This is a genomic window from Novosphingobium aquae, assembly GCF_037572715.1.
Classification (GTDB): domain Bacteria; phylum Pseudomonadota; class Alphaproteobacteria; order Sphingomonadales; family Sphingomonadaceae; genus Novosphingobium; species Novosphingobium aquae.
In genome coordinates this window covers 14,757-34,399 of record NZ_JBBHJY010000013.1, presented here as the reverse complement: position 1 = coordinate 34,399, position 19,643 = coordinate 14,757, and the positions used below count along the sequence as shown (strand labels likewise).

22 protein-coding genes are annotated in these 19,643 nt (G+C 62.6%); 9 read left to right on the top strand and 13 right to left on the bottom strand.

Going from position 1 to position 19,643, the window contains the following annotated elements:
* Positions 1 to 161: 161 nt before the first annotated feature.
* On the top strand, positions 162 to 584 hold the full coding sequence (locus WG900_RS19310; protein ID WP_339969883.1) for a MarR family winged helix-turn-helix transcriptional regulator: 423 nt from the start codon (positions 162 to 164) through the stop codon (positions 582 to 584).
* Positions 585 to 620: 36 nt separating this feature from the next.
* Positions 621 to 1,313, top strand: coding sequence for a TetR/AcrR family transcriptional regulator (locus WG900_RS19305; RefSeq protein WP_339969882.1), 693 nt, complete (start codon positions 621 to 623; stop codon positions 1,311 to 1,313).
* A 13-nt stretch (positions 1,314 to 1,326) separates the two neighbouring features.
* Here WG900_RS19305 and WG900_RS19300 read toward each other — a convergent pair whose 3' ends face one another.
* Together WG900_RS19300 and WG900_RS19295 are read right to left on the bottom strand one after the other, a co-directional pair.
* Positions 1,327 to 2,085, bottom strand: a complete 759-nt coding sequence (locus tag WG900_RS19300; RefSeq protein ID WP_339969880.1) for an IclR family transcriptional regulator domain-containing protein — start codon at positions 2,083 to 2,085, stop codon at positions 1,327 to 1,329.
* Positions 2,086 to 2,213: 128 nt separating this feature from the next.
* Entirely contained in the window at positions 2,214 to 3,056 is an 843-nt protein-coding gene (locus tag WG900_RS19295; protein ID WP_339969878.1) for an alpha/beta fold hydrolase, read from the bottom strand.
* Between the two features lie 243 nt (positions 3,057 to 3,299).
* On the opposite strand from WG900_RS19295, the gene WG900_RS19290 reads away from it, so the two are divergent.
* From WG900_RS19290 to WG900_RS19270, 5 genes are all read left to right on the top strand, one after another.
* A complete protein-coding gene (locus WG900_RS19290) occupies positions 3,300 to 4,652 on the top strand; it encodes an MFS transporter (protein ID WP_339969876.1) in 1,353 nt (450 codons plus the stop codon).
* Positions 4,653 to 4,788: 136 nt separating this feature from the next.
* Positions 4,789 to 5,736 carry an SDR family NAD(P)-dependent oxidoreductase gene (locus WG900_RS19285; RefSeq protein ID WP_339969874.1) on the top strand — a complete coding sequence of 316 codons (948 nt, stop codon included), beginning with the start codon at positions 4,789 to 4,791 and terminating at the stop codon, positions 5,734 to 5,736.
* A gap of 2 nt (positions 5,737 to 5,738) precedes the next feature.
* Complete coding sequence (locus tag WG900_RS19280) at positions 5,739 to 6,914, top strand: Rieske 2Fe-2S domain-containing protein (RefSeq protein WP_339969872.1); 1,176 nt, start codon at positions 5,739 to 5,741, stop codon at positions 6,912 to 6,914.
* A gap of 39 nt (positions 6,915 to 6,953) precedes the next feature.
* Complete coding sequence (locus WG900_RS19275) at positions 6,954 to 8,138, top strand: acyl-CoA dehydrogenase family protein (protein ID WP_339969870.1); 1,185 nt, start codon at positions 6,954 to 6,956, stop codon at positions 8,136 to 8,138.
* On the top strand, positions 8,138 to 9,277 hold the full coding sequence (locus WG900_RS19270; protein WP_339969869.1) for a CaiB/BaiF CoA transferase family protein: 1,140 nt from the start codon (positions 8,138 to 8,140) through the stop codon (positions 9,275 to 9,277). The genes WG900_RS19275 and WG900_RS19270 overlap by 1 nt, the downstream gene beginning before the upstream one ends.
* Before the next feature lie 24 nt (positions 9,278 to 9,301).
* On the opposite strand, the gene WG900_RS19265 is transcribed toward WG900_RS19270, so the two are convergent.
* From WG900_RS19265 to WG900_RS19220, 10 genes are all read right to left on the bottom strand, one after another.
* Entirely contained in the window at positions 9,302 to 10,288 is a 987-nt protein-coding gene (locus WG900_RS19265; RefSeq protein ID WP_339969867.1) for an ABC transporter substrate-binding protein, read from the bottom strand.
* A complete protein-coding gene (locus WG900_RS19260; protein WP_339969865.1) occupies positions 10,285 to 11,172 on the bottom strand; it encodes a fumarylacetoacetate hydrolase family protein in 888 nt (295 codons plus the stop codon). Before WG900_RS19260 ends, WG900_RS19265 begins: the two co-directional genes overlap by 4 nt.
* Before the next feature lie 18 nt (positions 11,173 to 11,190).
* Complete coding sequence (locus WG900_RS19255) at positions 11,191 to 12,216, bottom strand: cupin domain-containing protein (RefSeq protein WP_339969863.1); 1,026 nt, start codon at positions 12,214 to 12,216, stop codon at positions 11,191 to 11,193.
* Positions 12,217 to 12,219: 3 nt separating this feature from the next.
* A complete protein-coding gene (locus tag WG900_RS19250) occupies positions 12,220 to 13,458 on the bottom strand; it encodes an acyl-CoA dehydrogenase family protein (RefSeq protein WP_339969861.1) in 1,239 nt (412 codons plus the stop codon).
* 63 nt (positions 13,459 to 13,521) lie between these two features.
* Positions 13,522 to 14,412, bottom strand: coding sequence for a VOC family protein (locus tag WG900_RS19245; RefSeq protein ID WP_339969859.1), 891 nt, complete (start codon positions 14,410 to 14,412; stop codon positions 13,522 to 13,524).
* 145 nt (positions 14,413 to 14,557) lie between these two features.
* Complete coding sequence (locus tag WG900_RS19240) at positions 14,558 to 14,863, bottom strand: hypothetical protein (RefSeq protein WP_339969858.1); 306 nt, start codon at positions 14,861 to 14,863, stop codon at positions 14,558 to 14,560.
* On the bottom strand, positions 14,860 to 15,057 hold the full coding sequence (locus tag WG900_RS19235) for a hypothetical protein (RefSeq protein WP_339969856.1): 198 nt from the start codon (positions 15,055 to 15,057) through the stop codon (positions 14,860 to 14,862). Before WG900_RS19235 ends, WG900_RS19240 begins: the two co-directional genes overlap by 4 nt.
* Positions 15,057 to 15,533, bottom strand: a complete 477-nt coding sequence (locus tag WG900_RS19230) for a hypothetical protein (RefSeq protein WP_339969854.1) — start codon at positions 15,531 to 15,533, stop codon at positions 15,057 to 15,059. The genes WG900_RS19235 and WG900_RS19230 overlap by 1 nt, the downstream gene beginning before the upstream one ends.
* A 45-nt stretch (positions 15,534 to 15,578) precedes the next feature.
* The gene (locus WG900_RS19225) at positions 15,579 to 16,151 is read right to left on the bottom strand and encodes a hypothetical protein (RefSeq protein ID WP_339969852.1); all 573 of its coding nucleotides are present in this window, start codon (positions 16,149 to 16,151) and stop codon (positions 15,579 to 15,581) included.
* 17 nt (positions 16,152 to 16,168) lie between these two features.
* Positions 16,169 to 16,603, bottom strand: a complete 435-nt coding sequence (locus WG900_RS19220) for a hypothetical protein (RefSeq protein ID WP_339969850.1) — start codon at positions 16,601 to 16,603, stop codon at positions 16,169 to 16,171.
* Between the two features lie 243 nt (positions 16,604 to 16,846).
* Here WG900_RS19220 and WG900_RS19215 point away from each other — a divergent pair, with 243 nt between their 5' ends.
* A complete protein-coding gene (locus WG900_RS19215; protein ID WP_339969848.1) occupies positions 16,847 to 17,503 on the top strand; it encodes a hypothetical protein in 657 nt (218 codons plus the stop codon).
* Positions 17,500 to 18,072, top strand: coding sequence for a nuclear transport factor 2 family protein (locus tag WG900_RS19210; RefSeq protein WP_339969846.1), 573 nt, complete (start codon positions 17,500 to 17,502; stop codon positions 18,070 to 18,072). The genes WG900_RS19215 and WG900_RS19210 overlap by 4 nt, the downstream gene beginning before the upstream one ends.
* A gap of 12 nt (positions 18,073 to 18,084) precedes the next feature.
* On the opposite strand, the gene WG900_RS19205 is transcribed toward WG900_RS19210, so the two are convergent.
* On the bottom strand, positions 18,085 to 19,560 hold the full coding sequence (locus tag WG900_RS19205) for an MmgE/PrpD family protein (RefSeq protein ID WP_339969844.1): 1,476 nt from the start codon (positions 19,558 to 19,560) through the stop codon (positions 18,085 to 18,087).
* Between the last annotated feature and the right edge of the window lie 83 nt (positions 19,561 to 19,643).

The following is a 19,643-nucleotide window of genomic DNA, read 5'->3' as shown; positions in this document are numbered from 1 at the left end:
ATCTGCCCACGAACCCTGAGTCTTGCCGCGTAATGGATTTTAATATGTGTACTTATTATTTCCTGTCAATCGAAATGATAAGTGAACTTTCTAAGTCGTCAGGATTGGGCTACCCGGGATCGAACCGCCCGGCAGTCCCCGCGCGCGGCAGGGGTTTTGCGATGCAGGCACTCGATATGGCTGGCCACCTGATCCGCAGGCTGCACCAGCATTCGACTCAGGTTTACACCGCCCGCACGCGCGGTGCTGGGTTCGACATCACGTCGGTGCAGTTCGCCGCGCTTGATGCGATCAGAGCCAACCCCGGAATTGATCAGGCCGGTGTGGCCGGCCTGATCGCCTATGACCGGCCGACCATCGGCGAAGTGATCAACCGGCTGGTCGCCAAGGGGCTGGTCGAGCGCGCCGTCAACGACGCCGATCGCCGCGCCCGCGTCCTACGGCTGACGCCCGAAGGAGAGACCACCTTCGAACGACTCCTACCCATCGTCCGCGATATTCAGACGGCAATTTTGGGGAACCTGACCCCAGGTGAACGCTCTGCCTTTCTGGCACTCGCCAAGGACACGCTCCGCGAGCGATAAGCGACATGCCCGCCTATGCGCCGCCTTGCCATTGCCATGGCATGGCTGAACAGTAATATCTTGCCGTTCGAGGGAGTTGAGATGAGCACTGAAACCAAAAAGCGGGAACGGCCGCGCGGGGAACACCGCACCTCGGCCGCCAACCGGCAGAAGATCCTCGAGGCGACACTGCAGGTTGCACAAGAATACGGCTACCAAGGCACAACTATCCCGCGCGTGTCTTTGAAAGCGCAGCTGCCTACCGGCAGCGTTTATTGGCATTTCGAAAGCAAGGACATCCTGTTCGCCTCGCTGATGGACCAGAGCCGCGAATGGCTTGAAGGCTTCCATCGCAAGCGCCGCCCGCTGCCGGGGGAATCCACGCGCAAGCACCTTGAACGAATCTATTGCAACGCTCCGGAAAGCGAGGCGCTGATCACGCAGGACTTCTGGCGGCTGGGGGTGATCCTCAGCGTCGATCAATCGGTGCGCGAACAGGTGTCCCGCCAGCGCTTTCTCGATCTGCGAAAGGCAGTGATGGAAGAATATACCGAATGGTATCGCCAGACCCTGCCAACAGACATCCAGGAACGCTGTCCGGACCGAGCATTTCAGATGGGCAAGTTCACGCTGGTCTGCGCCGATGGCAATCTGATCATGAACGCATCGGGCGATACCTTGCCCGGCTATCTGCGGATGGCAGGGATCAGCCTGATCGCGCTGGCGGAATCCCCCCTAGACGCGTTCTGACCCCGCCCGCCGCCTACTTCTCGAACAGGGCTGCGATGCTGTCGGCGGCGGCCTGCAGTTCGGGAACGTATTTGTTGCAGGCTTCCTCCAGCGCCATGGCTGATGTGGGAAACGTGGTGCACAGCGCCCCCACCGCAGTTGAGAAGACGATCACGGGCACGGCGATGGTCGTCGTTCGCTCGGGAACGCCGCCCGACCGCAAGGCGAAACCCTTTTGCGCCGCAATTGCTATCCGGTCGCGCGCGGCGGTCAACATGTCGTCAAAGGTCAGATCGAACGTCTCGTCGCGGACATGGTGCGCCTGCAGCCGCGCCAGAATCGCCTCGCGTTCCTCTGCCCCGCAGTGCGCCAGGTAGACGCAGCCGGTGGCAGTCGACAGTATAGGCAGGCGCAGCCCCGTCCGCCCCTGGTCGAACACGAATGGGTTGTGGTGCCGGGTGGTCGCCTGGATCACCATCATGTCGGATACCGGGGTGGAAAAGGTATGCGGCCACCGGATCCGCTTCTGCAATTGCTGGAGCACCGGCATCGCCTGTTCGGCCATCCGATCTTCGGACTTGTAGCCTGCGCTGAGCGCAAGGATCTGCGAGGTCAACCGGACCGAGCTGTGCCCATCGACCCGCTCAACATAGCCAAAGCTGCACAGATTATCGACGATCCGGTGCACCGCCGGGCGCGAGATGCCGGTTGCCCTGTGCAAGTCCACGACCGTGCAGATCCCCAGATTGTTGATCGCCTCGATCACGGTCAGTAGCCGCGCGTCTATGGCCATTACGCCTGTCCTCTCCCGCTATGCCCCTGTTCAAGGTCCTGTTCTTATCCACTATCGCAAGCGCCGGGCGCGCATCATACCATTAGTCTGGCGATGATGCGCGCCCGCTAATCGATCGGGTCGCCGGTTCAACCGTCCGGATTGTTTTCCACGAAACGGTGGACCATCGAATTGAATTCTGTGGCATGTTCAAGCTGCAACCAGTGGCCGCAACGATTGACAATCAGCACGCGCGAATTGCGGATCATGCCGGCCAGTCGGATGGCATGGGTAAAGTGGGTGACCCGGTCATCTCGGCCGTGCATCAACAGCGTCGGCGCGGCGATTGATGGGATCTGTTCCTGATGCAGGCGCACCATCGGCCCCTTGCCGTGCCCGCCGATCCAGTTGTCGACATGAGCCTTCTGGGCCAGCGTGTTGTTCAACCGTTCCTGGATCAGTTCGTCGGTTACATTCGAGGTGTCGAAGGTCATGATGTTGGTCAGAGCGCGGATCGTCTCGAAACTGGGTTCGAAATAGGCGCGCTCAAGCACCTTGACCCCTTCGCTCAGCCCCGCCGGTTCGAACATCCCCGGCGCGCCCGAGGGCGATCCCATGGTCATGAGGTGTGAGACGAGGTCCGGTCGCTCATAGGCGAGGCGGATAACCGATGCCCCGCCCATCGAATTGCCGACAACTGCGGCCCGCTTGATTCCGAGGGTGTCGAGCATTTCAGCCAAGGCGCTGGAGTTGTCTCGGTTCTCATAGGCGACCGGCTGCGAGCGGCCCCAACCGGGAAGATCGACCGCCAGAACCCGGAAGAACTTCGACAGGTAAGGAATGTTGGGGTTGTAGTTGCTCCAACCCGAAGCGCCCGGTCCGCCACCATGGACGAGTACCAGCGGATGTCCCGATCCGCACTCGTTGTAATGGATGTCCCAGTTCTTGGTGCGCAGCTGTTTGCTGGTGCTTTCGAAGGTCGGTTCGACCATGATATCCTTCTCCCTTACCCATGTCCGAATTTCGGACGCCTTGATGTTTTTTCGTTAGAAGTGACCCTCTGCGCTGGCCCAAAGCCCGGAACGCCGCTCCGAAAACCCTAGACTTCAGGTGACAGACACCCCTGAACGTGTAATGACGATAGCAGGTTCCAGAATGATGGTTCAATAAAAATACGATGCCGGTGACCGGGCCAGACGCAGGCAGGTTTTGGCGATGGGAGAAGGAACAGAGTAATGACGCAACCGGCAGATCAGCCGCAGGCTTCGATCATGCGCCGCCGCGCCATGTGGTCGAGTTATCTGGGTTCGGCGGTCGAATACTATGACTTCCTGCTCTACGGCATCGCGGCAACGCTGGTCTTTCCGAAGGTCTTTTTCGCGCTCGATCCCAAAGTCGCGACGCTGGCTTCGTTCGCCACATTGGCGGTCGGCTATGTCGCGCGGCCGCTCGGTGCGATCTTCTTTGGCCATTATGGCGATCGGATCGGCCGCAAGAAGATGCTGATGGTGACGCTCTACCTGATGGGCGTGTCGAGCTTCCTCATGGGATTGCTGCCCTCTTACACAATGATCGGAATGGCTGCACCGATGGCGCTGGTCGTGTTGCGGCTGATTCAGGGTTTTGCCGTTGGCGGCGAATGGGCCGGCGCAACGCTGCTTTCGATGGAACATGCGGGCAAGAAATCGCGGGGCTTTGCGGCCTCCATCGTCGGTTCCGGCGCGCCGTCGGGTGCGGTTTTGGCCACACTGGCGCTGATGCCCTTCGCGGCGATGGAGCAGTCGCAGTTTCTGACCTGGGGCTGGCGCATTCCCTTCCTGCTGAGCGCGGTACTGGTCGCGCTGGCCGCCTGGTTGCGTCATTCGGTGGAAGAAACGCCGGACTTCCTGGCAATGCAGAAAGCCCGCAAGGCGGAGCCCCAGCAGAAGCAGGAGATCCCCTTGCTGGTCGTCCTGCGGCGCTATCCCGGCCCCTTGCTCAACGGCGTTCTCGGCAGCCTGGCTTGCCTCGCCATGACCACGCTGACGGCAACATTCATGATCAACTACGCGATCAACGTTGGCGGACACGCACAGTCGACCGCGCTGGGACTGCTGACGCTCGTCAATGTGATCCACATTTTCGCGATCCCCGCCTTTGCCATCCTGTCCGACCGGATCGGACGCAAACCGGTGATGTTGGCTGGGGCCTTGGCCGGGATGGTCCTGATCTTCCCGATCTTCCACCTGCTGACGATGGGCAGCGCCTGGGGCCTGCTGCTGGGTCTGGCTCTGGCCAACCCGGTTATCCACGCGATGATGGGCGGTCCGATAAGTGCCTGGCTGGGAGAGAAGTTCGCCGCCGATATCCGCTACAGCGGCATGGCGGTGACGTTCCAGATCGGCTCGACGATCAGCGCCGGTTTCGCGCCGCTCGTCGCCACCTGGCTGCTGATGCGCGGCGGCGGAACCGATCCGACCAAGGTAGGCCTGTTCTTCATTGTACTGTGCGCCATATCGATCGTGGCGATCCTGTTCGCACCGGAGAGCTTCCGCAAGACATTGGCCGTGACAACTCCGGAACCGGGCGGCGGCAAACCCACGTCCTGAAAAGCGTGGCCCGGGCCTGTCCAGTCTACGGACGCCCGGTCCGCGCCTATTTCGCTGGGCCACGCGATTGAACAAACAACCTTCAGCACGAACCGGCAGGTCCTGATTCGTGCAGAACAGATTTCGAGGGGCGAGGATGGACAGGCTGGCAAACAAGGTTGCGATCGTTTTCGGCGCTGGGCCGAATATCGGTGGCACCATTGCCCACTTTCTGGCGCGTGAAGGCGCCAAGGTGGTGGTTTCCGACATCAGCCTCGCCGCTGCCGAGGAAACCGTCGACTTCATCCGCACCAGAGGCTTCACCGCCCATGCCGTGCAGGGCAATGCCACGATAGAGGCCGATGTCCGCCGGATCGTGGCAGAAACGGTGCAGACTTATGGCCGGGTCGACATTGCGGTGAACATGGCAGGGAGAGTGCACTTTTGCCATTTGCTCGACATGGACATGGACGACTGGAACGAATCCGTCCTGAGCTTCCCCACCGCCGGACTTCTCACCACGCGTTACACGGCGAAGGCGATGATCGACGGCGGGCACGGTGGATCGATCATTCACCTGCTGTCCACCGCCGCCCACTTCGGAGAAGCGGATGCGACTGCCTACACTTCGTCCAAGGCCGCGCTGCTCAGCTTCGCGCGCTCGGCAGCGATGGATCTGGCGCAATATGGCATCCGCGTGAACACGGTCACCCCTTGTTCGATGGAGCACCAGCTGTGGACGCTGATGCGCGACGAAGTTCTCGATCCCGAATGGCAGCGCCCTGAACGCGGCGGGTTCTATTCGCGCGACGACTACCTCAAAATGCTGCCGCTGGGACGTTTCCCGCGCGCATCGGACCTGGCCTGGGCCACCGTATTTCTGGCCTCTGACGAAGCGGCGATCATCACCGGGATCGACATCCCCGTCGATGCCGGGCTGCGGCACAAATATCCCACCTGGACGCCCGGCGATCACTCCGGCGCCAACATCCGCGACTTCGTGGCAAAGACCCACATCACCCGCTTTGGCGAAACGCAGGAGAAGCTCATCCCCGAGCCTCCCACAGCCAGCGGGCAATCCGATCCGATCAGTCAGGAGAATTGACCATGAGCGATGCTCCCACCCCCAAGCCTATGAATGAACGCCTGCGTCAGCTGCCCCTGACCGGCGCGGATACATCGATGGGCAAGCTGCTGCGCAAGTTCTGGCAGCCGGTCGCCATTTCTCAGGCGCTTGAGGCAAACAAGGCCAAGACTGTGAAGGTCATGGGCGAAACCCTGACTCTCTATCGCGGCGACAGCGGCAAGGCCTACCTCGTCGGCGGATATTGCCCTCACCGCCTGACCCTGCTGGCTAACGGCTGGGTCGATGGCGACGAGATCCGCTGCCTCTATCATGGCTGGCAATTCGATGGCACCGGTCAGTGCACCCACCGCCCAGCAGAACCGGACACGAAACCCCCGCCGATCCGCGTGGTAAGCTATCCTACGCACGAATACTCGGGACTGATCTTTGCCTATATGGGCGAAGGCGAAGCACCGGAATTCGAACTGCCGCGCAAGTCCGTGTTCGAGCGCCCCGGCGCACTGCAATTCGCGCGGCTGGAAACCTGGCCGTGCAACTGGCTGCAACAGGTCGAAAACTCACTTGATGCGGTCCATGTCAGCTTTGTCCACCACTGGGGCAACGTCGGCTCGTTCGGCAAGGTCGTCGCCTCGACCATTCCGGAACTGTCGTACGAGGAAACCGACGCCGGCATCCGCCAGACCGCCGTGCGCTCCGCCGGCTCGACGCGCGTGTCGGACTGGACCTTCCCCAACAACAACCACATCTCGCATCCGACGCTGGAAGCCGACGACCCGTGGGTCGACGTGGGCGTGTGGATGACCCCGGTGGACGACGAGAACACCATGCGGTTCCTGATCTATTCGATCCCGTCGACCGATCCGGCGACCGACACCCGCATCCGCGACTATTTCGAGCAGTATTCGGAATACAACCCGGCCGACCACCACGACGCACTGTTCTTCGAAAACAAGATGCCGGACGACAAGCTGGTCCAACTGACCTCAGCGCAGGACTATGTCGCCGCCGTGGGGCAGGGCACGATTGTTGACCGCACGCAGGAAAAGCTGGGCCGTTCGGACATGGGTATCGTCACCCTGCGCCGCGTTTACTGGCGCGAGATGGAAGCCATCGAGCAGGGTCTGCCCGGCAAGCAGTGGAAGCGCCTGCCGCACGACGCACACATGCCCAAGCAGGTCAACGAAGCCGTTTCCTGATCGCTGCCCTTTGACCGAACCGGCCTCGCCGTCTGGAGAATGCCCCAAGTCATGTACGAAACCATGCCCGACCATAACCTGCCGGAAGAACTGGTCCAGTTCCGGGATTCGATCCGCCGGTTCGTGGACCGGGAGCTGCGGCCAATGGAACGGCATGTGTCGATCGACGGCAAGCTGCCGGCCGATGTCGAAGCCGCTGTTGCAGCCAAGGCGCAGGCCGCCGGCTTCTGGCTGATGGACGTGCCCGCAGAGCTGGGCGGCGCCGACCTGGGTCTTCTGGCGCTGGCGATCTTCTGGGAGGAAATCGCCCGCACCACCGCCGTTTCGGCCCGCGATCACGCGATCTTCGGGCCCACCATTGGCCCCATCCTGCTCTCGCTGCAGGGCGATATGCGCGAAAGGTACCTGATGCCGGTGCTGCGCGGTGAACGAAAGGCCTGCTTCGCCCAGACCGAGCCGGACGCGGGGTCTGACCCGGCCTCGATGCGCACCCGCGCGGTGCGGACGGAGAGCGGCTGGAAAATCACCGGCACCAAGCGTTACATCACCAAGGCAGCCACCGCCGACTTCGCGCAGGTCATGGCCGTGACCGACCCGGAAAAGCGCGCGCGCGGGGGCATTTCCTGCTTCATCGTCGATATGGCCACGCCGGGCGTCTCGATCGGCCCGGCGGAAATGACGATGATGGGCGACACCCCCTACGAAATCATCTTCGAGGATGCCGAAGTTCCCGCCGAAAACCTGATCGGCGGCGAAGGCATGGGCTTTTCGCTCGCGCAGAATTACATCAACCACGGCCGTATCCGACATGGGGCCCATTCGTGCGGTGCCATGGCGCGCTGTCTGGAAATGACTGCGGCCTATGTGAAGCAGCGCAAGACCTTTGGCGCGCTGCTGGCGGACCGGCAGGGCGTGCAATGGATGCTGGCCGATGGCTACATGGCACTGCACGCAACGCGGCTTATGGTCCACGATGCGGCTGCCAAGCTCGACCTTGGTCAGGACGCGCGGGTCGAAACATTCATGGCCAAGATCACCGGGGTCGAAAGCGGCTTCAAGGTGATTGACGATTGCCTCCAGCTGCACGGCGGCATGGGACTGACGCGCGAAACCCCGCTGGAGCGCTATTGGCGCGACCTGCGCAGCTTCCGCATCACCGAAGGGCCGACGGAAGTGCTGAAGACCACCATGGCGCGTTCGATCCTCAAGAACGCGGGCCTGTAATGGCCGGAGTCCTGGACAACCTGCTGGTCGTCGAGCTGGGCACCATGGTGACCGCGCCGCTGGCCGGGATGATGCTTTCTGACATGGGCGCGCGAGTGATCAAGGTGGAACTGCCGGAGACCGGTGATCCGTTTCGCGCCCACGGCGGCGGTCGCTACAGCCCGCCCTTCGTGGCCTACAATCGCGGCAAGGAAAGCGTACAGCTTGACCTGCGCTCGCCCGGTGGTCTGGCGAATCTGCGACGCCTGCTGGAGCGCGCTGACGTGGTGCTGGAGAATTTCCGACCCGGCGTGATGGAAAAGATGGGTCTGGGCAACGATGCGCTACTTGCGCTCAACCCGCGCCTGATCCGCGCGTCGATCACCGGGTTCGGAGCGGATGGACCCTACAAGGACCGCCCTGCCTATGACAGCGTGCCGCTGGCGCTGTCAGGTCTGGCGTCCTTGCTGCTCGACTCGGAAGACCCCCGGATGTCCGGCCCGACCATCGCCGACAACATCACCGGCATGTACGCGGCGCAAGGAATCCTCGGCGCTCTGCTGCGCCGCACCGGGACCGGCACGGGTGGGCATGTCGAGGTGAACATGCTGGAAGCGGCAATCTCGTTCATTCCCGATGCCTTTTCCCAGCACAGCCGGGCCGGGATCGTCTCTGGTCCCGAAACGCGGGTGCGGATCTCGCAGGCCTATACCCTGCGGGCCAGCGACGGATTGCTGGTCACGGTCCACTTCTCGTCCGTGCAGAAATTCTGGGAAGGCCTGCTCAAGGCCATCGAGCGCCCCGATCTGGCAGCGGACGAACGCTTTGCCACCCCGGCCGCACGCACGAAAAATTACACTGAGCTGCGGGCCATCCTGTTGGACACGTTCGCCGCCCGTCCGCGCGCTGAATGGGCCGAACGACTGGCGGCAGAAGGCGTGCCCGGCGCACAGGTCAACCGGGTGGACGAAGTGGCAGATGATCCGCAGGTGCGCCACCTTGGCACGTTCGCTCGCATGGTACATCCGGGCATGGGCGAGGTTATCGGCATCAAGAGCCCGATCCGGATCGACGGCACCCGCCGCGACGATCCGCCGCCGCCGCCCATGCTTAACGCCGATGCAGAGGCGATTGCAGCCGAGTTCGGGTTCGCGAACTGACTGCCTGAGGTCGCCGCCAAACTCTCAGATCGTGAATTGCTCAAACGTCGCCGGATGGAACAGGTCTTCGGGCGTCACCAGCCGCGAAGACAGTCCCTGCCGGTGATGCTGGGCAAAGAAGTCCTCCAGAACGTGGCGGTTCTTTTCGATTCCGTAGGTCCAGAAATCCTCACCCATCAGCGCCATGTCGGCATGCAGGCGCTCGTCCACGAAGGGCATCGTGATCTTGCAGGCGGACGTCTCACGCAAGTGCTCCAGGCACTGGTCCTTGGCCTGCGTGAACGCCTTGAGCACCGCGCCGGGCAACCATGGGTGGGCATCGGCAATGCTGCGGCGCACGCCGACGATGTGCATGATCGGGAAGATCTGGCGCCGCTGGTAATAGGACATCGCCTCGACCATCGGGTCGTCGAACAGCCAGCCAATATTGGGTGTGCCTGCGGGCAGGTCCGGTGCGCGCGGGGCGATGTAGCCGTCGATCTCGCCCTCGGCGAGCAGTTGGGAAATCGTCTTGCCTTCCGGCGCGTCAATCAACCGGATTCCTGCCGGCAGGTCCAGCTTGATCTTTTCGGGCCGGTCCGCATCGGAGATGCCGCCGCGCACCCAGGTGATGTCTTCCGGCGATACGCCGTAATCCTGTTCCAGAAATGCCCGGATCCAGACCATCGCGGTCAACTGGTATTCGGGCAAGCCAACCTTCTTGCCCTTGAGGTCTTCGGGGCGCTTGATCCGGTCCTTGCGGACATAGAACGCGGAATGGCGGAACATGCGCGACAGGAACGCCGGTACGCCGACATAAGGCAGCGTGCCGTTGGCCGCCTTCACGGTCGAGGATGACAGCGACAGTTCGCAGATATCGAATTCGGCCTGCCGGAACGCGCGGAAGAAGATCTCCTCCGGCGAGAGGCGCATGAAGACCGGATCGACCCCGTCAATCTGGACATCGCCATCAAACAAGGGGCGGCAACGGTCATAATTGCCGACCGCGACGGAAAGCTGCAACTTGCTCACTTCAGGACCCTTTTATCGGCAAAGGCGGGATGGATGGCGACGGTCATGTCGGCCACGCCGGCAATGCCGCAGGTGATGGTATCGCCCGGCGTAACCGGACCCACGCCTTCGCATGTGCCGGTCATGATGATGTCGCCCGGCAGCAATGTGTAGAACCGCGAGGCATAGGCGATCTGTTCGGCAATGGTCATGATCATGCGCGACGTGTTCGACGCCTGCCGCAGTTCCCCATTGACCTGCAGGAAGAAATCCAGCGCTTGCGGATCGGCCACCTCGTCCGCCGAAACCAGCCATGGGCCAAGCACGGCAAAGCTGTCTCCGGACTTGCGCAAGCTGCGGTCTTCAGGTCCGCGCACCACCATGTCGAGCGCGATGGCATAGCCGGCGATCACCGACAGTGCCTCGTCCACGCCGATATTGCTGGCGGTGTGGCCGATGACCACGCCAAGTTCCATCTCGTGATCGTTGCGGCGGTCCGGGAAGCGCAGGGCGATCCCCTCGCCCGGCCCGACCAGCGCGCTGACCGCTTTCAGGAAAAAGCCCTGCTGTTCGATGCTGCCCCGGAACCGGTCGGAAAAGGTCGCGACGTCGGTTTCCGCCTCCGCCACATGTTCGTGATAGTTCACCGGAACGCCGATGATCTTTGACGGTCGCTGGACCGGGGAAAGAAACCGCGCTTCGGCCACTGGCTTGGCCGATGATCCCGGCAGTGCCGCAAGGATGGCCGGTTGCAACTGTTCCAGATGGCGGATCAGTGGGTCGCCCCGCTCGGCCATCCATGGCTTGTCGGCTGCCGGCAGCACGGCCAACGCAGCACTGACATCGTGGACCATGCCGTTCTGCACCAGCCCCAGCTTGCCATCGTCGTAAAGTGCAATTTTCATCGTCGTCGCCGATCCCGTTTAGGCCATTTCTTCGTTCAGGATGCCGAGCCGGCGCATGACATCGCGGTCAGACAGCATGAACAGGTGCGCCTCGGCGCTGGTCGCCTCGTGGCTGGCGAAATTGCCTTGTGGGATCGTGAAGAAGTCTTTCTCGCCCCACTCGATCACCTTGTCGCCAATCCGCGAGCGGCCCGATCCCGCCACCACCTGGCAAACCGCGCTAGCATTGCTGCGGCGAGGCGCGGTGGACCGGCCTGGTTCCAGCGCCGTCATCGTGCAGTCGAGCAAGGCTTGCGCCTGTTCGCCGGTCGCCGGGTTGGAATACCAGATAGTGCGCGATCCGTCGGCTGCAGGCGGCGTGGAAGCCAGCGCTTTCTGCGCCTCGACATAGGGATAGCGGAACATTGGCGAATGGCGTGCAGCTGGCACGCCTTCCGCCGGCAGGAAGCCGACCGCCGAGAGCGCCGCATCAGGCAGCGTTTCGGGCATGTCCTTCACCGGCGGCGGCTGGAACTTGCCCGTGCCTAGATAGCTGTGTAGCGGCACGTCCAGCGCATCTAGCCACAGCACCGGCGCATCGCCTTCGTGGTGGTGTTCATGCCAGCACCAGGCCGGAGTCAGGATCAGGTCACCATATTCCATCGGGCACGGCTTGCCGTTGACGAAGGTGGTTGCTCCGCTGCCTTCCAGCACAAGGCGCAGTGCCCCCATCGAATGGCGGTGCGGGCGCGCCGTTTCGCCTGGTAGCAGGCACTGCACACAGGCCAGCATTGTGCCGACGGTATATTCGTCCTCGGGCCCCTTCGAATAGGGCGTCAGGTATTGCAACACGCGCCGCTCCACCGCATCCGGCGAGGTCGCGGTGAAGGCGTGTTCCAGCAAGGGCCGGGTCTTAGCCCATTCCCAAAGATGCGCTTCCTGCGGGGGCGCGGGCGGGCGGTGTGCGGTGGGGCTGAGCCACAGCGGCGCAAGGTGATGCGCGCGCCACTGATCCAGCACATCCCGGTCGATTTCACCCGGCGCCGCTCCTGCGTCCCCCTGCATGGATCAGACGATCACGCCGCGGGGCACGGGCTTGCCAAACATGAAGGCGGCCTGCGCGGCATAGACCGGTTCGTCGACGTTGCAGGCGTGGCACATGGCCACCGACACGTCGCGATAGAACCGCTGGATCGGGCTGGACGTGCGCGCCACATTGCCGCCGACCGTATCGAACACGGCGCGCGCAGCATCGGCGGCGCGGCGCACGGCGCGCACCTGGTTGCGGCGTGCTTCGTGCTGGAGGGCATTGGGCACGGTGCCCCCGGCCATGGCGATGTCATAGGCCTTCTGCAGACCGTCGAGCAGTTGCAGGCGCGAAGCCTCGATGTCGGCCAGCGCCGAGCCCAGCGCGGCCATCTGATATGGGTTGTCGATCGATTTGATGCCGCCGCGATTGACGCGCTCTGCCGCATATTCCTGATAGCGCCGCACCACACCCTCGGCGATGCCGATGGTTGATGCCGAGATCACTCCGGGGAACAGGTAATCGAACGGCACCTCATAGAGCCGCGATTCGGGCTGGTTGGCGCGGTGGTAATCGCGCGCATTGAGCTTTTGCACGTTGAGCACGCGGTAATCGGGGACGAACACGTCCTTCGCCTCGATGTCCTTGGACCCGGTGCCGCGCAGGCCCATCGTGTCCCAGCTGTCTTGATGTATCTGGTAGTCACTGCGGGGCATGATGAAGTGGTGCGGAACGGTGAACTCGCCCGAACCCGGCTCCGCTTCGGTCATGACTCCGACCACCGCCCAGTCGCAGTTATCGGTGCCCGAGGAAAAGGGCCAGCGCCCGGTCAGCCGCCAGCCGCCTTCAACCGGCGTGGCCTTGCCCAGCATCGCGTAAGGCGATGCGGTCCAGGTATCGACGTCCGTGCCCCAGACTTCTTCCTGCAGACGCGGATCGGTCTGGGCGAATTCAAAGCTGTGCAGCCCGACCACGCCGCAGACCCAACCGGCTGACGGGGCATTGGCCGCAAGATCCATGATCAGCCGGGCAAATTCAACCGGATCGCCTTCCAGGCCGCCGTATTTTTTGGGTTGGAAGATGCGGATAATGCCGCTGTCGCGCAGGATTTCGTAAGTCTTCGGCGTCAGCTTGCCCAAGGAATCGCAGGCCAGAGACTCTTCGGCCAGGATCGGCATGGCGGCTTCGATCCGCGCGCGGACATCGGCGACACTGGCAATTTCAGCTTCCCCTGCTGCGGCTATCTTGGTGACCTGCATGGTGATGTCCTCTCGTTTCATTGCCGGCGTCCGGCTGCTTTTCGGTGGTCGGTCTGGCGCCGAAGTGACCCGGCGCGGGTTATTCTAATTTCCAATGATCATCGCAGGCGGCAGATCGGGTCGGAGTTCCTTGTGGCCCCAGATCGACGTGCGGCTGTAGCTTTTGGGCTCCCACAGATCGTCGATGGCAATGCCGCCAAATCCGTATTCGATCCGCAGGACCGAAGGTGAAAAGATATAGGTCGAGACCATGCGGTCGTTGGTGTGGCAGCCAATCGACTTGCTGACCGGCACGTCCCGTTCGAAGCAGCGATCGAACGCGATGCCGACGTCATCGAGCGAATTGACTTCAAGCATCAGATGATGCGCACCGCGCAGTCCCGGCGCAGGGCAGCCAATGGCGAGCGAATGGTGGCGGCCATTGCAGTGATAGAACAGCAGCTCGCGCCCGCCATCGGTGATGCGGTCCGACTGGTTAAACCCCATGACGTCGCGGTAAAAGCGGTCTGCTGCGTGCAGGTCGGGAACCAGCAGGACGATATGGCCCATGCCTTGATCGCCGGTCTTGAACCCGCTCATTGGCCGGCCGGGGAAGAACGTGCCAGGCGACACGAACTGCCCCCAGGCGAGTTCATGGCGGAAGCCCAGAGGATCGATGAACCAGTAATAGCCTGCGACGCGACGCGCCGCCGCGTCATCCGTGCTGGCCTTGGTCAACACCAGACCGGCTGCCTCGATCACGGATTTCAGGTCGAGAACCTCGGACTCAGCGGACAGGGCCCAGCCAATATAGGCAATGTCGTTCTGCTCACCAGGATGAACCCACAGGCGGCAATCGGCATCGTCCATGCGGAACCGCGCCGCGCCATCGGCGCCGTCATCAATGCGATGAAGTCCCAGAATATCGGAACCGAAGCCGCGCCATTCCGCCACGTTGGGCGTGGTCAGCCCAAGATAAGCCATTGACCGAATCATCGCACTTTTCTCCCTGAAACGGGAATACTCTAGATTCTCCATTCTAGAGAATGAAAAATGACGCCCGGGCGGATTTTTCAGAAGGGCTGTCCGGGAAGCGGACTTCCGCGTTTTGACGGCGGATCAGGGTGTCGGCTTTGGACGATTACTTGGTGGCCTCCGGGATCGGACCGGTCACGCCCTGCAGGGCCGGGTCGCCGGGGAAGGCATCGTTCAGGATCTTTTGGCAAACCTTGGTCATGGACGAAGGATCGGCCTTCACGATGGCGCGAATGTCGCCAAATTCCACGCCGGCCGCGCTCTGCCGTTCGGACGCGGACTTGCCCAGCCCGGCGTTGTAATAATAGTCCCAGTACATCGCGCAGCGGTTTTCAGGCGGCTGCTCGCCCCCTTTGCAGCCCGCCAGCAGAAGTGCGGCGCTGACCGCGGCGAAAGCGATCGGTCTGCTCATGCCTCTTCCCCTCGGTCGGCCCGCCGCCCGCGCCACAGGTGGAACGCCAGCCCGCTCCAGGCGATAACGAGCGAGAAGATGTCGTAGTACCTAAGCGGACGGTACACGGCATAGCCCAGCCCGGTCGAACCGATGAACACGGTCAGGCTGAGGACGACGCAGGCGATGATCGCCGTCATTTCGGTTTTGCGCATCACAGGCCTCCCTCGCTGCGGATCTGTTCCGCATAATTGTCCTTGTAGGCGCGCCGGGAATTCCACAGCCACAGCGGCTCCAGCCGGGGCTTGAGCGCCGCGCCGAGGTAACCGCTGTAGGCCAGCAGCAGCACGCCGTTGAGGAACAGTTCCTGCGGGCCGGTGAACATCTGGCGCGGCATGCCGACGATGAAGGTGTTCAGCCAGAAGATGTTCACCGTGGCCGGCATTTCGAGAATTAGCGCCAACAGTACGAAGCGGTTTGTCAGCAGCATGATGCCGAACACGAATTCTATGTATTTGACTGCCTGATAGAGCCCGATCGCCGCGTTTGCCGCCGCCCATTCACCGCCGATGCCGGGAATTTCGGGAACGTATCCAGTCAGGATATAGCGCCCGCCCGAAAACAGCAGGTGGGCGCCGAAGAACAGGCGGATCCACGTTATGATCAAATATAGCGTCTTGTTCTGGGCCACGCCCATTCTCCCCATAAATCCTGAGCCAGCGACTCGCGCCATCAGTCAGCGGTGGTGATTGTTGTCCTGCTGGCGGAACATTTCCGGCAAGCGCGCCAGATCTCGCAAGCCACCCGGCGTAGAGCGCAGCGACAGCATCGGCAGGTAGTACCGGATGTAAGCCAGAGCTACGATCACGTTGATATAAAGACACGAAACGCCCATGTAGGTCGGGCTGAACAAGCGGTCGGTGCGCAGGTTCAGGAATACCGCGTTGTAAAAAACGATCGCTGATACCGGCAGTAGCAGCAAGGTCGCCGCCGGTACGAACACGCCGAAGATCAGGCACACGCCGCCGATCACTTCCACCGTCTTCACAAAATCGAACAGCCCGATCTCGACCATTGTCACCAGCATCTGGTTCGATGCGGGCAATGTGCCGAAAGGTTGGGGGAAGGCTGGTGGCCATCCAAATTCCTGCGCCCAATAGCTATAGCCGCTGTTGAGCATCCACGCCCCCAGGAACAGGCGGAGCAGGGTGACCACCCCGCGCCACAGCGTGGCCGCATCCAGCGCTATTTCCACCCGGTCAGCGCCGGCCCTCGCGCTCGCAGCGGCGCTGTTGCTATCGTTTCCCACGGCGGCTTCTCCTGCCATCACTGCGCGAACCTGGTCGGATAGCGATCACGCCGGGCGATCCGTCCGTCCTTGATCTTGAACACATCGATCACGTCTATTTCCGGACTTCCACGGGCTGGGCCGATGCGGTGGATCACCGTTACCGTCATGCCCTGCGCGATCACTTCGCGTACCTCGTGAGGAACTGGCGCGCCGTCGCGGCGGTCCTCTGCGGCGGGCGCGTTATCGCCTGCGTCCTTGGCGAAGTAGCTCTGCTGCGCGGTGCCGCCCTGCCCCTTGACGTAGGCCTGATCCATGAACTGCGCGACGATATCGCGGGGCAGCTTGCCCACCCCCGGGGCCGACCAGTCCCAGCGCGGATTATAGTGCATGGTGTAATAGACCGCGGCGGTGAACAGCAGCCCGATCCCGATCGACAGCAGCTTCAGGCTGCGACGGCTCGCGGTGATCATATCCCCTCCTCCGGCACTGGTGACGTTTGCGAAATGCATCGTCCACCACGCGGTCCTTGTGGTTTCAGGGCGTAACACCAATGCCGAGCATCAATAAATGGACATCGCCGATTGTGCCCGATTCTCGGACAGGCCGGCGGGCCGGACCTGTCCGCAAAACGGACGGAGCGTCCATTGTGGTATGCCGGAGCACATTACTTGTTCAGCTTGGCGCGCAAATCAAAAGCCAGGTTGGGAGGCACCGTGCAGCCAAGAACGCTCCAGTGGCAATTCGTCACTTTCGTCAGGATTCTCTTCGCCATTCACCTGATATATTCGGGCGGCGCTTACATCTTCTTCGGCTGGGTGCCGTCCGCGTTCTTCAATCCAGCCTCTCCGGTCGGGCGCTTCATGGTCGAGCTGGACACAATCGGTCTCTACCCGCTGGTCAAATACCTCGAGTTCACCCTCGGGCTGCTCGCACTGGCTGACCGCTTCACCCCGCTGGTCGCGGTGATGGAGTTCCCGATTACCGTGATGATCGCCTACCTCAACATCTTCGTCGAAGGCGCCATTGCGCCGCGCCACTATTATACCGGCGTGCAGGAGCTGGCGATCAATGTTGCGGTTCTGATGGGATATGGAGCGTACTATCGCTCCATGCTGAGCGCGCGCAATGCACCACGTTGGCTATGGCAAGCGCCCGACAGCCCCTCACCTGCTGCCGAGCAGCCGGCGGGTCAGCTATCGATCTGGCTGATCTTCGCAGCGCTGATGGCCGTGGTCTTGGCGGCATCGTGGTTCCTGGGATCGGCCGACCGCCGCCTGCCTCCACGCGACTGGTTGCCGCCTGTCCTGTCCTTCGTCGCCATGCTCGCCCTTCAGCGCTTTGCCCGCCCCGCTGCGGAGCGTGGTGCGTGACCGGGCCGGGAAAGATCAGCCGCCGCGCTTTGGCACTGGCCGGGTTAGGGACAGCCGCAGCTGCTGCGCTCGCCCCGGCCAGCGCCGCGCCCCGCAGTCGCAACGCCTCGATAAAGTCAGAAGACCGCGCGGCAATAACTGACCTCTTCACCCGCTATGTCTGGGCCTATGACTGCACTGACGAGGTAGAATTCCTGACCCTCTTCACCGATGATGCACTCGTTGTCGGCAAGGGCACGGTTTACCGCGGCAAACCCGCCATCCTCGGCTGGTTCCGCACACTGATCGCGATGCGCGAGCGTGAGGGCGACGATACCTGGATGCACGAGGCGGGTCAGTTCCGCTTCGAACCCGCCGGGCGGGGATGCATCGTCTATGCCTATGCCACACACTTCAACGGCAATTCTGCCAAGGCATTACGCGGCGTGCGGAGTCTTGGCTATTTTACCTGCGAGGGCGTGAAGCAGGACGGCGAATGGCGCTTTCGCCGGTTCAGCATTTCCACTTGGGACCGCACAAAAGTGCCATGGAAAAAGCCGCTGCCCTGGGCCGATTTTCCGGCCGCCTGAACCGGCAGCAGCTCAGGCCATCGCAGCGGTCAAACGGGCTACGTCCGTCAGGCCGTCGACTCCGCCCAGCAGTTCGCGCAAATGCGCCTGGCGCCTCGGAGCAAGTCCGGCATAGTCCAAGCAGTCGGCAAATTTGGCGGTCACTTCGGCGGCGCTCATCGGCACGTCCGGATCACCCTTGGCTGCGACAACATGACGCTTGAGCACGCGGCCATCCGCCAGGGTCACTTCGACAATCGCCTGCCCCGGTCCGCCGGCGGGATTGGCGAGAGCAGCATCTTCCACCGTCTCGATACGCGCCGCCATGGCGGCCAAGTCGGCCCGGTCTAGCGCCTCGGGTTCGAAGTGGGCAAAGCCCAGTTTCCCGTCGGTCAGTGCCACCGCGACCACCCACGGAATGCTGAACTGCGCCTCTACGGTGGTCGCCGGTCGCCGTTTGCGCTCAAGCGGCGCACTCAGGAAGCTCCATTCGGCAGGGCCATTTCGTATGACAATCCGCTGGATGGCCGAGCCTCGTCCTCCAAGCGCTGCCGCGATCTGCAGGGCGGCATCGGCCGAGGTGTGCGATCCCCGGCATGAGGGCCACGGCTTGAATGACATCGCCACGCCGGGATAGGCGCGACCAAGTCTCCCCAGCAGCAAGTCACGAGAAAAGATGCCCTTGTGATATTGAGCGAACCAGCCCCTCTTGCCTTCCAGGACTCCGCGCGGCCCCGTTATCCCGCGCGCCGCCAAGCGTGCGGCCATAACTCCGGCAGCAGAGGCAAATCCCGGCCCCATTCGCTTGGTCAGCGCGCTATCGATATGGGATTGCGCATTGCCGGCGGCTTGATGCGCGGCAATCCCGGCGGCATGGACGAGCTTCTCCCGGTCCAGTCGCATGAGCCGCCCTGCAACCAGTGCGGACGACAGGTAACCAACGAGCGTGGTATTGTGCCAACCAATGGCAAAGCCATCCACACCTGGCTGTCCGGCAATCGACAAGCGGCAGGCTATGTCATTTACCAGCGTTACTGCCGTCAGCAGTTCGCGCCCGCTGACGCTGCCCACCATATCTGCCACTGCCAGCGCCGCCGGAAAGATAATAGCGCTGGGGTGCAAATAGCCCGGACCGAAGGTGTCGTCGTATTCGAGCGCGTGGGTCATCACCGCGTTGATCCGGGCTGCATCATGGCTGGGCAGGCGCAGCGCGCTGCCCCAGACCACACTCTCACCCTTGCCGCCGACCACGGTTCCCAGCTCGCGCAACTGGTGCGCTCCGTCCTCATTGTGGCCAGCCAGCGCCACGCCCACGGCATCGTGAAGCTGGGCCCTCGTCGTTGCCAGCGCCGAAGCCGGCAGGTCCTCGAAGCGCGTCTGCAACAGATGCGCGGCCAGCGGCTGAATGGCATCCGGCTCTGCCGCCGCTCCAGCCTCTGCCCAAGCAGGCGTGGGCGCGGCCAACCCTGCGGACAGACTTCCCGCTATGAACAACCGGCGATCCAGCATCGCGCACTCCATCACTGCAAGGAAAAGGGGGCGTGGCTTCGCGAAAAGCCCGCCCCCGATTTCTTGCCTGTCAGCCCTGAGAG

What these genes read in the sequence shown, in the direction of transcription:
- WG900_RS19270 (WP_339969869.1), top strand. Translation starts at nt 8,138, where the DNA reads ATGGCCGGAGTCCTGGACAACCTGCTGGTCGTCGAGCTGGGCACCATG.
- WG900_RS19220 (WP_339969850.1), bottom strand. Translation starts at nt 16,603, where the DNA reads ATGATCACCGCGAGCCGTCGCAGCCTGAAGCTGCTGTCGATCGGGATC.
- WG900_RS19290 (WP_339969876.1), top strand. Translation starts at nt 3,300, where the DNA reads ATGACGCAACCGGCAGATCAGCCGCAGGCTTCGATCATGCGCCGCCGC.
- WG900_RS19305 (WP_339969882.1), top strand. Translation starts at nt 621, where the DNA reads ATGGCATGGCTGAACAGTAATATCTTGCCGTTCGAGGGAGTTGAGATG.
- WG900_RS19295 (WP_339969878.1), bottom strand. Translation starts at nt 3,056, where the DNA reads ATGGTCGAACCGACCTTCGAAAGCACCAGCAAACAGCTGCGCACCAAG.
- WG900_RS19275 (WP_339969870.1), top strand. Translation starts at nt 6,954, where the DNA reads ATGCCCCAAGTCATGTACGAAACCATGCCCGACCATAACCTGCCGGAA.
- WG900_RS19245 (WP_339969859.1), bottom strand. Translation starts at nt 14,412, where the DNA reads ATGATTCGGTCAATGGCTTATCTTGGGCTGACCACGCCCAACGTGGCG.
- WG900_RS19260 (WP_339969865.1), bottom strand. Translation starts at nt 11,172, where the DNA reads ATGAAAATTGCACTTTACGACGATGGCAAGCTGGGGCTGGTGCAGAAC.
- WG900_RS19250 (WP_339969861.1), bottom strand. Translation starts at nt 13,458, where the DNA reads ATGAAACGAGAGGACATCACCATGCAGGTCACCAAGATAGCCGCAGCA.
- WG900_RS19310 (WP_339969883.1), top strand. Translation starts at nt 162, where the DNA reads ATGCAGGCACTCGATATGGCTGGCCACCTGATCCGCAGGCTGCACCAG.
- WG900_RS19280 (WP_339969872.1), top strand. Translation starts at nt 5,739, where the DNA reads ATGAGCGATGCTCCCACCCCCAAGCCTATGAATGAACGCCTGCGTCAG.
- WG900_RS19285 (WP_339969874.1), top strand. Translation starts at nt 4,789, where the DNA reads ATGGACAGGCTGGCAAACAAGGTTGCGATCGTTTTCGGCGCTGGGCCG.
- WG900_RS19300 (WP_339969880.1), bottom strand. Translation starts at nt 2,085, where the DNA reads ATGGCCATAGACGCGCGGCTACTGACCGTGATCGAGGCGATCAACAAT.
- WG900_RS19235 (WP_339969856.1), bottom strand. Translation starts at nt 15,057, where the DNA reads ATGCGCAAAACCGAAATGACGGCGATCATCGCCTGCGTCGTCCTCAGC.
- WG900_RS19205 (WP_339969844.1), bottom strand. Translation starts at nt 19,560, where the DNA reads ATGCTGGATCGCCGGTTGTTCATAGCGGGAAGTCTGTCCGCAGGGTTG.
- WG900_RS19240 (WP_339969858.1), bottom strand. Translation starts at nt 14,863, where the DNA reads ATGAGCAGACCGATCGCTTTCGCCGCGGTCAGCGCCGCACTTCTGCTG.
- WG900_RS19255 (WP_339969863.1), bottom strand. Translation starts at nt 12,216, where the DNA reads ATGCAGGGGGACGCAGGAGCGGCGCCGGGTGAAATCGACCGGGATGTG.